This window comes from Facilibium subflavum (assembly GCF_003574485.1).
Classification (GTDB): domain Bacteria; phylum Pseudomonadota; class Gammaproteobacteria; order Francisellales; family Francisellaceae; genus Facilibium; species Facilibium subflavum.
Map to the genome: position 1 here is coordinate 1 of NZ_QLIT01000233.1, position 14,727 is coordinate 14,727.

The 14,727-nt window shown below is 37.2% G+C and carries 13 protein-coding genes; 10 read left to right on the forward strand and 3 right to left on the reverse strand.

The features are described from left to right. Positions 1-152: 152 nt before the first annotated feature. A complete protein-coding gene (locus DNK84_RS11905) occupies positions 153-1,292 on the forward strand; it encodes a hypothetical protein (protein WP_119344713.1) in 1,140 nt (379 codons plus the stop codon). 62 nt (positions 1,293-1,354) lie between these two features. Here DNK84_RS11905 and DNK84_RS11910 read toward each other — a convergent pair whose 3' ends face one another. Continuing rightward, entirely contained in the window at positions 1,355-2,836 is a 1,482-nt protein-coding gene (locus DNK84_RS11910; RefSeq protein WP_119344714.1) for a peptide MFS transporter, read from the reverse strand. 194 nt (positions 2,837-3,030) lie between these two features. On the opposite strand from DNK84_RS11910, the gene DNK84_RS11915 reads away from it, so the two are divergent. From DNK84_RS11915 to DNK84_RS11950, 8 genes are all read left to right on the forward strand, one after another. Then, the gene (locus DNK84_RS11915; RefSeq protein WP_235826897.1) at positions 3,031-3,585 is read left to right on the forward strand and encodes a DNA-3-methyladenine glycosylase I; all 555 of its coding nucleotides are present in this window, start codon (positions 3,031-3,033) and stop codon (positions 3,583-3,585) included. Between the two features lie 262 nt (positions 3,586-3,847). Beyond that, positions 3,848-5,248 carry a replicative DNA helicase gene (gene dnaB / locus DNK84_RS11920; RefSeq protein ID WP_119344716.1) on the forward strand — a complete coding sequence of 467 codons (1,401 nt, stop codon included), beginning with the start codon at positions 3,848-3,850 and terminating at the stop codon, positions 5,246-5,248. Positions 5,249-5,408: 160 nt separating this feature from the next. Next, positions 5,409-6,509 carry a dual-specificity RNA methyltransferase RlmN gene (gene rlmN / locus DNK84_RS11925; protein WP_119344717.1) on the forward strand — a complete coding sequence of 367 codons (1,101 nt, stop codon included), beginning with the start codon at positions 5,409-5,411 and terminating at the stop codon, positions 6,507-6,509. A 4-nt stretch (positions 6,510-6,513) separates the two neighbouring features. Then, positions 6,514-7,263: a tetratricopeptide repeat protein gene (locus tag DNK84_RS11930; RefSeq protein ID WP_119344718.1), complete on the forward strand. Its 750-nt coding sequence runs from the start codon at positions 6,514-6,516 to the stop codon at positions 7,261-7,263. A 9-nt stretch (positions 7,264-7,272) separates the two neighbouring features. Further along, a complete protein-coding gene (locus tag DNK84_RS11935; protein ID WP_119344719.1) occupies positions 7,273-9,024 on the forward strand; it encodes an alpha/beta fold hydrolase in 1,752 nt (583 codons plus the stop codon). 56 nt (positions 9,025-9,080) lie between these two features. After that, a complete protein-coding gene (rluB, locus tag DNK84_RS11940; protein WP_119344720.1) occupies positions 9,081-9,899 on the forward strand; it encodes a 23S rRNA pseudouridine(2605) synthase RluB in 819 nt (272 codons plus the stop codon). 25 nt (positions 9,900-9,924) lie between these two features. Then, positions 9,925-10,827 carry an ROK family protein gene (locus tag DNK84_RS11945; RefSeq protein WP_119344721.1) on the forward strand — a complete coding sequence of 301 codons (903 nt, stop codon included), beginning with the start codon at positions 9,925-9,927 and terminating at the stop codon, positions 10,825-10,827. Between the two features lie 111 nt (positions 10,828-10,938). Next, entirely contained in the window at positions 10,939-11,265 is a 327-nt protein-coding gene (locus tag DNK84_RS11950) for a helix-turn-helix domain-containing protein (RefSeq protein WP_119344722.1), read from the forward strand. Here the strand turns inward: DNK84_RS11950 and DNK84_RS11955 are convergent. Next, a complete protein-coding gene (locus tag DNK84_RS11955; RefSeq protein ID WP_119344723.1) occupies positions 11,255-12,406 on the reverse strand; it encodes an NAD-binding protein in 1,152 nt (383 codons plus the stop codon). The genes DNK84_RS11950 and DNK84_RS11955 overlap by 11 nt on opposite strands. A 90-nt stretch (positions 12,407-12,496) precedes the next feature. Next, positions 12,497-13,840: a phosphatidylinositol-specific phospholipase C domain-containing protein gene (locus DNK84_RS11960; RefSeq protein WP_119344724.1), complete on the reverse strand. Its 1,344-nt coding sequence runs from the start codon at positions 13,838-13,840 to the stop codon at positions 12,497-12,499. A gap of 343 nt (positions 13,841-14,183) precedes the next feature. Between DNK84_RS11960 and DNK84_RS11965 the strand changes: the two genes are divergently transcribed. Further along, positions 14,184-14,576 carry a cellulose binding domain-containing protein gene (locus DNK84_RS11965; protein ID WP_119344725.1) on the forward strand — a complete coding sequence of 131 codons (393 nt, stop codon included), beginning with the start codon at positions 14,184-14,186 and terminating at the stop codon, positions 14,574-14,576. Positions 14,577-14,727 lie beyond the last annotated feature (151 nt).

The window sequence follows — 14,727 nt, forward strand, 5'->3', positions numbered from 1 at the left end:
GATTTGATAAAACAATAATCAGTTTTAGTGGATTTTTAAACTTTTCTGGGAGTTTGATTTGGATGCGGTAAAAAAATTGGTTCACAGAACCTAATCGTTTAGAGAAAAACACAGTAAAAAATAAAACGTTAAGTGAGCTTGCAGGGGTTGATGTGATTGTACATTTACCAAGCCAGGGTGAGCAGTCAAGTAATCCAGTAATTGAATGGAACAGTACGGCACAACGGTTTGATAAAATTGGAACGCAAGTGTGTAATGATGGCAGTGGTTGTACCATTGCAACACAAGCAGCTGAACCGTACTCTACCGAAACCTTATTTAACAATGGCAGAAGATTCTTATCTTTTGACATTCCAGGTATTGGCTTTACTGGGTTGCCGCTTGAAGATTTCGAAAATGGTAATATCTATAAAGCGCCTACCAATGGAACAGAAATTCGTATCTTTACTAATGCAATTGAAGCGCCTTCTTCTGGTGCATCTACATTGACCTTATATTGTTTTGATCAATGCCCTGTTCAGGTAGATGGCACAATTGCAAACTATAGTACCAATGAAAATGTAGAGAGTATTAAATATACGATTGTCATGGATATTGATGCGCAGAGTCCTTATATATTATTGGGTCCGACTGGGACGGTTGATGGTAATAATCAATTAACTGATGTATCAGAAACGCCAAGCATTTCTATGGCCAATAACGGAATATGGGAACTTTTTACAACGAACTCCAGGGCAGAGCGTTTTGCTGAGCCGGTTTTTTATTCTTGGCAGGCGGGTAATAACCAATGGCAGCAATATATTACCTTCCAGGATAGTGATGGTAACTTAACCGCATTTGATGCGCCACTGAAGCTAATCTACACGGATGATGATAACACCGAGAAATATGTTCAATATGAAGGTTTTGGGCGAATCAGTGGTATTCCAGAGGTGTGTAAAAACATTCAAACAGGCGAAGAAGTCAACTGTTATGACAACAATGCCAATACAGAAGATGTGATTTTTGAGCCGCGTTATAATTTGGATGATGATGCCGCAAACCAGCCTCTGACAACGCTTGATGGCCAAAGTGAATATTATTCAAAACAATTAGAAAAAGCACAGATTATGTCGCCATTAACTGGTGATGATAAAACAGCTTGTATTGCGGCCTTATCAAGCACGATGGCGCAGGCTGAAGCTGAAACCTTACCAACAGTGGCAGCTTACTGGACAAACCCGAGTCTTGGTGCCAAGCCAACAGATGCTAAATCAACAGATGCTAATAATCATATTATTTCAGGCAGTTAAAACTGTTATCAAATAACTTTAATGCCGCTTAAAGCGGCATTTTTATTTATGAGGCAAGTATATTATTCTAGCTCACTTTCTAAGATAGGCTGCAGTTTTTGCGCATCCAACATTCTATTAAGCATACGCATTAATAAACCAAAGATGATCGTAATCACAATGGCAACACCAGTCATGATCAAAAAGACTTTCATATACATTGGGTTTGTAGATGCCGCAGTAATGTTCTGCGCGTTTTCAGAGTGTCCCAATGCAAAATTAGAAATAGGTCCTGCCAGATTGATACCAAAGGCCACATTCATAAATAAATAGCCAGTAAATAAGCCCTGGTGATGTGGCTTGATCATTTCTCCTGCCATGGCATAGTTAACGGCATTAACATGAATTTCACCAGCAGAGACAATGATTAACAGCAATATTGGGAAAATCACGTGTACCAGGTGTGTTTCACCGGCTAAGATGATGCCTAAGGGAATCATCAAAAAGGCGATGATGTAAAAGCTTAGCCCTTTGGTTACAAGGTATCCAGGCTTGTAAGGTTTTTGTTGTTCCTGGCGTTTTTTCATCAAGCTTGCCAGAATAAATCCAAACACAATAACCCCAAGGCTTTCAAACATATTCACCGTCGCCGGTTGAATTGGAATGCCAAACAAGGACTTAGAGGTATTAAATTCAACAAAGTTTTCCAAAGCAGTTGACTGTAAGCCCTGCACACAGGCAAAAATGGCACTAGCAACAGTTAAAATTAAATAGGCATATATTTTAGTACGATAGGCTTTTTCCTGTTTACTGGCTAAGAAAAGCATATAAGCTAAAACGATAACAAAGACAACATAAATAAGTTGTGATGCAAGCTCAGGATGATGCATTAAGAAATAGGCAAATATCAAGCATGCAATGACAATAACAGGTGCAACATAAAAACGCGCATCTGATTTGGAAAACACATCAGCAAAGTAAGTACCTTTATCATGGACATATTTCCATGTTTTTAGGTGAATTAATACAGCAATAATAATACAGGCAGCAGCAAAAATAAAAGCAAGACTATATAAGTCATGGCCTTGTAAAATTCCAGCCACAAAAAAGCTTAACACAAACCCCATATTCATAAAGCTGTAGTTAATGGAAAATGCAATACGGCGGCGTTTGTCATCTTGAGAGAAAAGCTGGGTTAACATCATATTAATACAGCTGACATTTAGTCCAGAGCCTGTAATAAAAGTTGCCATACCAATTAAGATAATCGTATGCTGATGAATGGCAATTAATATCAAGCCAATAAACTGAAGCAAAAGGCTGGCACAAAACAGCCCGCGAAAGCTTAAATAGCGGCCACCAACCGTGCCACCTAAAAGATGGAATAAAAAGTTTAAGGCAAAAAAGCTTGCCGTTAATGTATTAGCTTCGGTTCGCGTTAAGGAGGTATGGTTATTCAAATAAAAATTTAAAAGGCCCATCAAAACGGCATACCCAACCGTTGAGAAAAGTTGAATTAGATTGATGTTTAGTACACCTTTTGGTAATTCCTTGTAATTAAGCATGTTTCTTTCATTATATTTTTCCGGTTGGATCATACTAGCGTGATTTATAAAATTTGTCATGATATTTTTATTAGGCAGGCTATTGGAAAAAGGTTTGATATCATTGCAAATTACCGTTAAATAATATGAAAGTTAGCTGTCAGTGTTACACTAGTAGCTAAAGGGAATAACCAAAGAACAAAACAATGATAAAAATGAGATGTGAGTGGGTCGATAGTGATCTAGATATGATTGATTATCATGACAAAGAGTGGGGGAAGCCTGTTTATGATGTACAAAAACTATTTGAGATGCTTTGTTTGGAAGGTATGCAAGCAGGGCTTAGCTGGAAGACGGTTTTAAAAAAGCGTGATTTTTATCGGCAGGCTTTCTATGACTTTGATATTGAGAAAGTTGCGATGATGCATGAGAAACAAATTGATCATTTAATGCAGAATAAAAACCTTATTCGAAACCGTTTAAAACTGTTAAGCATTATAAACAATGCGCGTGCCTGGCAGCAGCTATCTCAAAAGCAATCGATGGTTGATGCGTTGTGGCAGTTTGTTGACCACAAAACACAAGTAGGAGATTATGCAGTTTATCATGATATTCCAAGTGCGACCCATGTATCAAAATCTATGAGTATCTGGTTAAAGAAGAATGGATTTAAGTTTGTTGGTGAAGTTATTTGTTATGCCTTTATGCAGGCAGTTGGTATGGTTAATAATCACACAAGAAAATGCTATTTATATCACTGTAAGGCATGATGATTATAGATGTATGCATTATGGTAGTCTGATGTATCAACATAGCTTTAATGGTTCGCTAAGCTCATGCCAGGATGTAACTGCTTGATAAGTTTTATCTTCGCTGTCACTAACTAAAGCAATCTTATACTCCCTTTATCTGTATATTCTGCTGTGCTTTTCATGCATAAAGATAATGCTAGAATATTTTTGCTAATGATGCATGCATTTTCATGATAGAATGTGCTGTTGATGGTAAAAAAAAGAAAAGTATCAGTTTTATATGCAAGCAAATCAAGCAATATCATTAGATAAGCAATTAGAACGTATCAAAAGGCCACCATCCTCTCTTGATGCAGAACGCTCAGTTTTAGGTGGGTTGATTTTAGATAATGAAATGTGGTCTAAGGTTGAAGATGTGCTTACTGCCGAGGATTTTTATACTGTGCAGCATCGCATTATTTTTCAACAAATGCAGCAGCTTATCCAGCAGGATATCCCTTTTGATATCATTACGTTAAGTGATGCCTTAATGAATCAGAAAACGCTTGATCAGGCTGGCGGTTTACATTATTTGGCAGAAATTGCCAAAAATACCCCAACTGCGGCAAATATTTCAGCTTATGCGGAAATTGTCAAAGAGCGATCCAAATTGCGTATGCTGTTAAATACCGCAACAGATATTGCAGATATGGTCTATACACCACAAGGACGCAAGGTGGAAGAGATCATGGATTTGGCTGAGCAAAAGATTCTTTCTATTGCAGAAAGTGGGGTGCAAAAGTCAGATGGGCCAAAATCGGTTTCATCAATTATTCCAAACGTGATTGATCGTATTGATGCAATGATGGAGTCAAGTGATGGTATTACAGGTACCGCAACAGGTTTTACTGATTTAGATGAGTTAACTTCAGGCCTGCATCCGGCAAACCTGGTGATTGTTGCAGGAAGACCTTCGATGGGGAAGACAACGTTTGCAATGAATCTAGCAGAGAATGTTGCCAGAGGTGCAACAAAGCCTGTATTAGTTTTTAGCTTGGAAATGCCATCAGAAGATATTGTTTTGCGGATGATTTCATCACTTGGACGGGTTGAACAAAGTGCTTTAAGAAATGGCCGGCTTGAAGATGAGCATTGGGCAAAAATCACCGCAGCCATGGAAATATTATCTAAAGATGTCAATATGCATATTGATGACAGTGCTGGGTTAAGTCCTTCTGAGATGCGCTCACGTGCGCGGAAAGTCTATAAGGAAAACGATGGATTAAGTTTAATCGTTGTGGATTATCTGCAGTTGATGAAAGTTCCAGGCTATGAAAATAATCGTACCCAGGAAGTCTCTGAAATCTCGCGTACTTTAAAGTCACTGGCCAAAGAGCTTAATGTTCCTGTTGTTGCTTTATCACAGCTGAATCGAGGTGTTGATGACCGTGCGGATAAAAGACCCATGATGTCAGATTTACGAGAATCAGGTGCGATTGAGCAAGACGCTGATGTCATTATGTTTGTCTATCGTGATGAGGTTTATCATAAAGACAAAGAAGATAATAAAGGTCTGGGCGAAATTATTATTGGTAAGCAGCGTAATGGTCCAATTGGTAATGTTAGGGTGCACTTTGAGGGGCGTTTTTGTCGTTTTGCCGATTTAACCTATGAGCAGACTGTGCCACCTGGTGTTATGTAAAATATTTTAACTTTTATTGATTATAAAATAAACATAGGTATAATGCCAGCTAACTGAAATGGTTGAGGTTTGTTCCTGCTGAGATTCTGTAAACAGTAGTAATTTATTACAGCAGGTGCAAAAGATATAAACATAAATAAACAAGTTATGAAAGAAAGCGATGGAAGAGAAAACAAATTTAATGAATTTTTGCTTAAAAGATATGGAAAATTATTTTTTAAGCATTGATGAAAAGCCATTTCGGGCAAAGCAGGTTTTTAAATGGCTTCACCAAAAAGCTGTGGTCGATTTTGATCAAATGAGTGATCTAAGTAAAGGGTTACGTGAGAAACTTAAACAGTATGCAAAGATTAGCATTCCAAAAGTTGTTTTTGACAAACCCTCAGTTGATGGTACGCGCAAATGGCTTATTGAAGTCAAAGGCGGTAACTGTATTGAAACGGTTTATATTCCTGAGGGAAGCCGTGGGACATTGTGTATTTCTTCTCAGATAGGATGCACATTAAATTGCAGCTTCTGTTCGACAGGTAAACAAGGGTTTAATCGTAACTTATCTGTAGCAGAGATCATTGGTCAAGTCTGGACAGCGGTACGTCGATTATCACAGCAAGAAGGTGTACATGACCGGATGGTGACAAACGTTGTTATGATGGGTATGGGTGAACCCTTAATGAACTTTGATCATGTGGTTAAAGCGATGAATATTATGATGGATGATTATGCCTATGGGCTATCTAAACGCCGTGTTACCTTGAGTACTTCTGGTGTCGTTCCAAGAATTTATGATTTGCTGGAACAATCAGATGTCTCTTTAGCTGTTTCCCTTCATGCGCCTACAGATGCACTTCGTGATCAGTTAGTTCCGATCAATAAGAAGTATAACCTCGATCAGTTGATGGAAGTATGTAAGCTTTATGCAGAGAAAGGACCACATAAAGAGATTACATTTGAGTATACATTGATGGATCAGGTGAATGATAGCCTTGAGCAGGCTGAAGCGCTGGTTGATTTATTAAGGCAAAAACAAGTGCCAAGTAAGCTCAATTTAATTCCATTTAATCCATATCCAGGGACACCTTACAAGAAACCAAGCAATAATCGTATTCATCGCTTTCAACAATATTTGATGGAACAGGGATTTGTTGCTACGATTAGAAAGACAAGAGGAGATGACATTGATGCTGCCTGTGGCCAATTGGTTGGTACTGTGCAAGATAGAACAAAGCGTCAAATGCGTTATCAAAAAACATTAAGCGAATAAGGCAATGCAGATAAAAAAAGGGATGTTTTTCATAGTTTCAATCTTTACATTACTTTTGTTTTCAGGCTGTACAACCTCGACAACAAAAGAGATGCCGGTGCCTGAAACGCCATCAGTAGATTACACGAAGGCTGCAAAAATCAATGCACAACTTGCTATTGTATACACACAAAGAGGTATGCTTGATCGCGCAAAAGAAAAATTATTAAAAGCAGAATCACAGGATGATAATATTGCACAGGTGTTTTATGCCAAGGGGCTGTATTATCAATATTTAGGGCTAATGGATACAGCAAAGGATGCTTTTCAAAAGGCCTTGTATATGGCTTCAGAAGATCCGCAGGCATATAATTTTTACGCGCAGTTTCTGTGTGGTGTGCAAAAGGATTTTTCTTATGCTAATCAGCTTTTTCAAAAAGCTATTGTGCTTAGAACAAATACAAAGCTTGCTGAGACATTTAGTCTTTATGGACAATGCTTATTGCTACAAGGTAAAACAAGGCAAGCCAAAACGGCCTTTTTAAATGCGATTAAGCAGTCTAATAACGCGCCTGCTGCTTATTGGGAGCTTGCCAATATTGAATATGCTGACAAACAGTACCAAAGTGCACTTGATTTTATTGATCGTTATATTCAGCTTGAGGGTAAAACAAAGGAGAGTTTAACGTTGAAGATGAATATTTTGCAAAAACTTGGCCAAGATAATAAGGCGGCAACGATTCGTTTACAGTTAAGCTCAAAAGTATATAACTAAGGAGCGGTTGTGATTTTATCTATCACGAAACGGCATTTTCGGGCAAAGCGTCGTTTAAGCGTTTACCATAATGAAATTTTGCCAAAAAGGAAAACACTTTTTTTTATCCATAACCTGGCAGGCAGTGCAAAGAACTGGCAGCCACAATTTCGGGAGTTTTCAACCAAATACAATATTATCGCTTATGATTTAATGGGACACGGTCAAAGTGATTGCCCAAAAAAGAATAAGGATTATACATTACAGGAAAGTGTCTTAGATGCACAGAGTATTCTTGAATATTTTGCAGTTGAACATGTTATTGTTATTGCACATGGTTATGGTGCGCTGATCAGCTTATTGCTTGCACAGCAAAATGTAAAAATCATTTATAAACAGCTGCTTATAAATCCATATATTTATGAACAAAGGCAGGCGCTTCCCTGGTATTTAATAAGACCATTTTCTCTTTTTTACCGGTTGTTTTATTTAAATGAAGAAAACAGAAAACAGGCAGGTAATAACAGTCTTAAGTCTACAAAAATGTCTGTATTACGCGCTTATTTTTATGCATTAATGGACTTGCCTGTACTAGAAAAGGAAAGTACAACCAAAAAAGTCAAGACAACTGTTTTGCGCTCAGTAAGTTTAAAGCCATATCTACGCAATAGAATCGATAACTTTTATCGTGTATTCTATCGAGCAAAAGTAAAGCCACTAGAAACCGCCATTGGTTTTCCAATGATTACGGCGGCAAATCGTGTGAATCATTTTTTGGCATTAAATATTGATGAGCTAAATATTCATGCATTTAGAAATATTATTTTTGAAGGAGCAGGTGTTCGAGGCATTGCTTATAGTGGTGCGATTACTGCACTGCAATCAATGGGGGTGTTAAAGAATATTCACCGTTTTGCGGGTGTCTCAGCTGGGGCAATCTATGCAGTTTTCCTTGCTGTGGGTTATAATGCCAAGGAAATTGAGGAGATTGTTCGCCATATTGACTATACGGATTTTACGGATGCAAGCCGTAATTTTTTAAGTAACTCAACTCGCTTATTAACTGATTTTGGCTGGTATAAGGGGGATGAGTTTATCAACTACATGTACAACTTAATTGAGAAAAAACTTGGACATGGTGACATTACTTTTGAGATGCTAAAGGCGCGAACTGGAAATGATTTATTTATTATAGGAACAAATTTATCGCGTTCTTGTGCTGAAGTTTACAGCTATGAGACAACTCCACAAATGAAGATTACAGAGGCTTTGCGCATTTCAACATGTATCCCGCTATTTTTTAGAGCAATTAAGCGTAAAAAGGATAAAGAGGAAGATGTACTTGTCGATGGGGGGCTTGTATGGAATTGCCCTGTTGAGATATTTGATCGTCAAAAATATATTTACAATGCGGCAAATATGCTTGTTAATGAGCAACACCCAGAAAGTGAGGCATTTAATCTTGAAACATTAGGATTTCGTTTAGATCCATTAGATGATCCTTTGCGAGCCATGCGTGAACCAGGAGCGTATCAGAAAATCTCACACATTTTTGATTTCACAAAAGCATTTATGAAGTTTTATTCAGCAGGCTCTTTAAAACGCTATTTATCGCCTGATGATTGGAATCGTGTGGTGTTTGTTGACACACTTGATATTGTCGGTACTGACTTTGCAATTGATCAGGAAAATATTGATCGGTTAATTGAGCAAGGAAAATCAGGTGTTTATAAACACTTTGCTTGGAGAATGAGTGAAAATGGGGTAAGGTTTCCACAATAATAAACAATAAAAGACGTTTTTAAATAAAAGCGCTTGAATAATTTGAGATCATAACAATGCAACAAAGTAATAGAAATAACAAACAAAGTAAGACTGACAAGTTACAGAAGATACTGGCCCAGGCGGGTTTAGGTTCGCGCCGGAAAATGGAAGAAAAGATCGCGCAAGGACGTGTTGTTGTTAATGGTAAAGTAGCACAAATTGGCGATCGGGCAAGTTTAGATGATAAAATTATCGTTGATGGCAAAGCACTACGTCAGCAAGGTATTATTCTATCTCGACCACGTGTGATTATTTATAATAAACCTGAAGGAGAAATTTGTACAAAGGATGATCCTGAAGGCAGAAAGACAGTGTTTCAAGCATTACCTCGTTTACAAAAAGGGCGCTGGATTATGATTGGACGCCTTGATGTAAACACGACAGGTTTATTGCTTTTCACGACTGATGGTGAGCTTGCAAATCGTTTAATGCATCCTTCTTATCAGATCGAGCGAGAATATGCCGTGCGTGTTTTCGGTGAAGTAGATCAAGTGAAAATTGATCAATTACGAGAAGGCGTTGAATTAGAAGATGGGCCTGCACGCTTTAATAGTATTCGCTTTGTTGGAGGGCAGGGTAGAAATGGTTGGTATCATGTTACTTTGTCAGAAGGGCGTAACCGAGAAGTCAGACGAATGTTTGAGGCCGTTGATTTACAAGTCAGCCGATTAACGCGCGTACGCTTTGGTGATATTTGCTTACCAAGGTATATCAGTGCAGGTAAATCACAGGAATTGCCGCCTGCAACGGTTAATGCATTAAGACAGAGCGTTGGTATGAAACGATTTTATTTCCCTAAAAGTTTGTTAGATAAATTAAATCGTAAAAAATAATTATTTTTTCAGGGAAGCTTAAAAAATGTATTTATGTTTTGACCTTGGTGGGACTTTCATTAAATACGGCGTTGTTGATAATAAAGGTCAATTAATTTTTAATGCACAAATGCATACAGGAGAATTAACACAGGCACAGGAATTGGTTGCGCGCCTGGTAACGATTTTTAAGCATTTATCTTTACAACATCAGTTTGATGGAGTTGGCCTTTGCACACATGGTGTTGTTGATACCCAGGAAGGCAGGATCACACTTGGATCTTCATATGTAAAAGCATTGGTGAATTACCCGCTAAAACAGCTGCTACAGCAACAAACAAAATTACCTGTTTGCATGGATAACGATGTGAATGCCGCTTTGTTAGGAGAGTTGTGGCAAGGTGCTGCTATAGGGCTTAAACAGGGTGTGATGGTAACCCTTGGTACAAGTATTGGTGGTGCAATTATTATCGATGGGAAGCTTTACCGTGGCAGGAATAATACAGCAGGAGAGCTGGGTTACATCATCACTAATGAAAAAGCAGCAAAAGATGCAGGAATGGTTCGCGGTGCCTGGGCGCAATTTGCTTCAGCATCAAGCCTGTTACAACAATACCGCATTGCAACATCGAAAGCGCAAGTAACAGTTGAGTTTTTGCTTGATGCAATCAACAAAAATGAACAAGAAGCAATGAACGTACTCGATGATTATGCCTATCATGTCAGTTCAGGGCTTGTTTCAATTGCGCATATTTTAGCGCCAGAGACTATTATTATTGGTGGTGCGATCTCAAAACAAGAAATTATTATAAAGAGAATAAAAGCAGCCTTTCAGGCGCGTGCAATGCCGCTTTACCAGGATACTCCAATTATACCGGCCAAATGCCAAAATAATGCAGGATTGGTTGGTATGGCATTTTTACTTTCTTGCGAAGATCAACATGGTTAGCGGAATAATATTACATAAAAAGTAGTTTAAATACTTGATTGTGATTAAAAATTGCGGTATCAATAAAGATACTTGCATAAACAGTAAGTTGAATTCGGGGGAAGTAGGTATATGGCAAATCAGTATTCGCAGAGTTTTGAGGTTATCCTCAAAAAAAAATATGGATGCTCGGCGCAGAGTGTTTTAGAGCAATATGCTAGTGAAGGCTTAAGCTATGAAGAGGTTGCAAACAAATTTGGTTTTAAGACAACAACCGTTCGAAAATGGTGTCGTAAATATAATATTGAGCTATTAGGGCCAACAGAAATTAATGCATCAAAGGCATATGAAAACATTTATCAGTCAAGTTTAAATGCTGTTTCAGTGAATATTTATAATGTGCTTTATAAATCTTGGTCGATCGATCATAAATACTTTAAAGTGTCCGCTAGAAATTAGCGTTTTTATATATTAATTGCTCAGCTGCGGTGGCAAGTGGTGAGATAATTTCACGTGCGCCGAGCTTTTCTGCCTTGTGGATATTCTCTTTTTGTTCGATGCGAATAACGATATCAGGCTTATTTGCTGTGCTTGATTCTAAAGTATCCGCAATGCTTAAAAGGCTTAAAATATTATCTGCATCACTGTCATAGGCAATGATCACATTTTTTGCGTGGTGAATATTTGCTTTGTTTAATATTTCCGCATCATAGGCGTATCCTTTTAACGTATCAGATGTTGTCTGGTGATGACTGGTATCTTCATTGCTTTGATCGATAAGGATGTATGGTGTAGATTGAGATTTAAGCTGTTGAATAATCAGCTTTGTAAAAGCATTAAAGCCACAAATAACCATGTGATCTTTCATATATTTTTTCCCTTTTTTGAACGATTGAAAAACAGCCTGTATGCGATTGATAATCGCACTGACAATAAAAGTAAGCATAGCTGCAAATGAGCCAAGTCCAAAGAAAACCATTGTAGTAACAAAAATTTTAGCCTCTTCAGTGACAGGGTGGATATTCCCATATCCAATGGTACTGTAGGTAACCACAGTAAAATAAATGGCATCCGTCCAGTTATCAATACCAACAAATTCGTCTTTTAACAGGTAGCTTCCAATAACGCCATAAGCCAAGGCGATAATAAAGGATAATATGATGATAAATTGTGAATAAGTAATACGGAGATTCTTTGATTTTTGACTAAAAATTTTCCAGCTTAATAATAGACCAATAATTTCAATCAAATATAACAGATTAATGACATTGATTTTTGCATAGATAAAAAGATTGTTGCAGAACAAAATACCCAGCATGATTAAAGCAAGGATCCAGGATACACGAAGTTGTTTATAGATACCTCGTCCAACAAGCAGTAGTGTATAGCCAAAGATAAAAGATAATGCCGTATTCACCCTTAAGGAAAGCTGGCCAATCATGCTCTGTGAGATCAGTGGTAAATGGGTATGAAGTGCCTCATCGATAAAAGGTAGTGTTGCAACTAAAATTGATAAGATCCCATTGATAAAGAGCCACCATGCAAAAAAAACAGCAGTATAACGTTGTTGTTTATCTGAAGGGTTCGAAAAAAACCGCATCTAGGTTCCTTGTAAAACACGCCTATGGATAAGTATAAGAGATTTTATCAAAAGTGTAACTTTTACCATATCAATTTTATCTGGCAAGTCTTATTGGTTTGCCTTTATTGCCAGTAGTGTACTGTCATAACCTGAAGAAAAGTCAGTGATAAAAATATTGAGTCCTTTTCTTGTATTTATGTTTATCCAGGAATGTGTTTCTGGCGCATAGCGGTAAGCATTAAAATATAAGTTATATGATGGGTTATGCAAGATATAATTACCATTTGGCGTTAGCTGTAATTGACTAACAAATAACTGATTTTGATCCCTGTTGTGCAGACTTTCTGTATTTTTTGCAAGATCAGTATCAATGTTTGTTGTATTTGGCCATGGCGAAGATAATGTGCTTTCAGGCCAGAGATAGGCAGAAATTGCAGGGTTTATTTTCTTGGCAATATCTTTTTGTGTATCAGGCATAACAATAATAAGGTTTCTTTTACTTTGCCATATATTATTAATAAGGCTTTGAGGGTTATAGTTTTGATAGCTTAAAAGATACTGGCTGTAATACGATTCTATATAATTAAGTAGTTTACTAAGTGCTGCCTTGTCATAGCCATACATGTGGTTGAAATCAAGTATCACAATTTCTTTGGGATGCTGGTTTAAAAAGTTAGCAAGTCCACTGAGTTCCTTTTGAAAAGTGTTATTACTAATCAGTGAATGGGTGGTATAGTCTTTGCCATGTTGGTGGCATAATCGCACATCAAAATAGCGGATGCCACGATTAAGCTGGGTTATGAAGTTTTGATCTTGTGCTTGGGCAAATTTCTTGCCGAAATAAGGAATCTTAGCTGCAGCTGATGCATCAGGATCTGCCTGGCAAGTCACAGCGCCATTAAGGTCAAAAGTAAAGGAATCATGGGTCCCAGGTAAAACCACTTGAGACAGTTTTTTGTATGCAATTTTTTCGCCTAGATTACGCATCCAGTTTTGATAATCATTAGAATTTGGGTCTAACTTGTTAGCATTCGGATTAATTTGGACAAATATAAGATCCTGTCCTGATGCCCTGTCAATCGTATTGTAAGCAGCAGCTTTTATTTTATAGTCATCACTTGTTGTGGATTCAAGTATGTGCTTTGTCGTTGTATTAGATAGCGAGAATTTTGTGATTGCAATTTCTTGATGGTTCTTATCGAAAATTTTTAATCTTCCTTGCGAAGCTCTATACCAGCATGATATGTCATTGATTGCTTCAAGATAGTATTTTGTGGCAGATGCACTTGGGATGGTGTGAGAAAGCGTCGTATCAGTTAGGCATTGCCAATCATTTTTTTCGATATGTAGCGCATTTGGTGTGTTATTTTCTATGATAAGGTAAGCACCTCTGCCAGCAAATGCAATATTGGCAATGAAAAGCATCATAGCCAGTAAAATTGGTTTTTTCATATATATGCTTTGGTGTTTTTTTTATATACACTAACCTTTTTTCACGCTGTTTGCAATTTTTTCAGTTTATTGTGATAGTGTAATTATTATTATTAATAATATTTTAATACGCTTAAGCATTAAGTTATACAATATGCTTTTTACGGCTTTCCACGTAAAACTTACACCTTATGCAATTATGGTGGTAATATTCAAAATCATGGTACGATTCAGCTAAAAATAGTTGTTTTGTTAATTAATGTTAATTTGACAAATAAATAATTATGTGCTTATCTATTTTTTGATTGAATTTAAAATCACGATGGATTGAAGGAATATAAAACACTATGGAAGGAGTCAATAAATGGTCAAATCGGAAAAAGAGCATGTTCTATTATGGCGACTTTTTAAAGTAAAGTGTTTTTATGCGTGGATATTGCTGTTTAGCACAATGCAGCTGATATATGCGGCTGTATGTAATGTTAACTTTGATGTTAGAAGCAAGTGGTCAGATGGTTTTGTTGTTGATGTTGTATTGCAAAATAATACAGATACAACAATGAGGAATTGGCAGGTTGTATGGCAAGGTGTTCCTTTTTCTGTGAGTAATATCTGGCGTGCTATTCTTGCTGGAAGCAATGATGATACACTTTATATCCGTCATCAAAGTTACAATCAGAATATTTATCCCTATAATATAGAAACTTTTGGTTTTACCGGGCAGGGAAGTTTTCATTTACCAAATTGGGAGTATTGAAATAACTGTGTAAATTCTTTCATAGGTTATAATGGTTAAAACGTATAATCTAAGGACGAAAGATGAAAAACAAAGAACAAAACAAAGCATTAGATCAAGCGCTTGATCTCATTGTCGAATCAGGTGCTGATTTATCCAATCTATTTAAATC

Excerpts from the sequence above, each read along its gene's own strand:
- DNK84_RS11910 (WP_119344714.1), bottom strand. The coding sequence starts at position 2,836 with ATGCTTAATTACAAGGAATTACCAAAAGGTGTACTAAACATCAATCTA.
- DNK84_RS11915 (WP_235826897.1), top strand. The coding sequence starts at position 3,031 with ATGAGATGTGAGTGGGTCGATAGTGATCTAGATATGATTGATTATCAT.
- dnaB (WP_119344716.1), top strand. The coding sequence starts at position 3,848 with ATGCAAGCAAATCAAGCAATATCATTAGATAAGCAATTAGAACGTATC.
- rlmN (WP_119344717.1), top strand. The coding sequence starts at position 5,409 with ATGGAAGAGAAAACAAATTTAATGAATTTTTGCTTAAAAGATATGGAA.
- DNK84_RS11930 (WP_119344718.1), top strand. The coding sequence starts at position 6,514 with ATGCAGATAAAAAAAGGGATGTTTTTCATAGTTTCAATCTTTACATTA.
- rluB (WP_119344720.1), top strand. The coding sequence starts at position 9,081 with ATGCAACAAAGTAATAGAAATAACAAACAAAGTAAGACTGACAAGTTA.
- DNK84_RS11945 (WP_119344721.1), top strand. The coding sequence starts at position 9,925 with ATGTATTTATGTTTTGACCTTGGTGGGACTTTCATTAAATACGGCGTT.
- DNK84_RS11950 (WP_119344722.1), top strand. The coding sequence starts at position 10,939 with ATGGCAAATCAGTATTCGCAGAGTTTTGAGGTTATCCTCAAAAAAAAA.
- DNK84_RS11955 (WP_119344723.1), bottom strand. The coding sequence starts at position 12,406 with ATGCGGTTTTTTTCGAACCCTTCAGATAAACAACAACGTTATACTGCT.
- DNK84_RS11960 (WP_119344724.1), bottom strand. The coding sequence starts at position 13,840 with ATGAAAAAACCAATTTTACTGGCTATGATGCTTTTCATTGCCAATATT.
- DNK84_RS11965 (WP_119344725.1), top strand. The coding sequence starts at position 14,184 with ATGGTCAAATCGGAAAAAGAGCATGTTCTATTATGGCGACTTTTTAAA.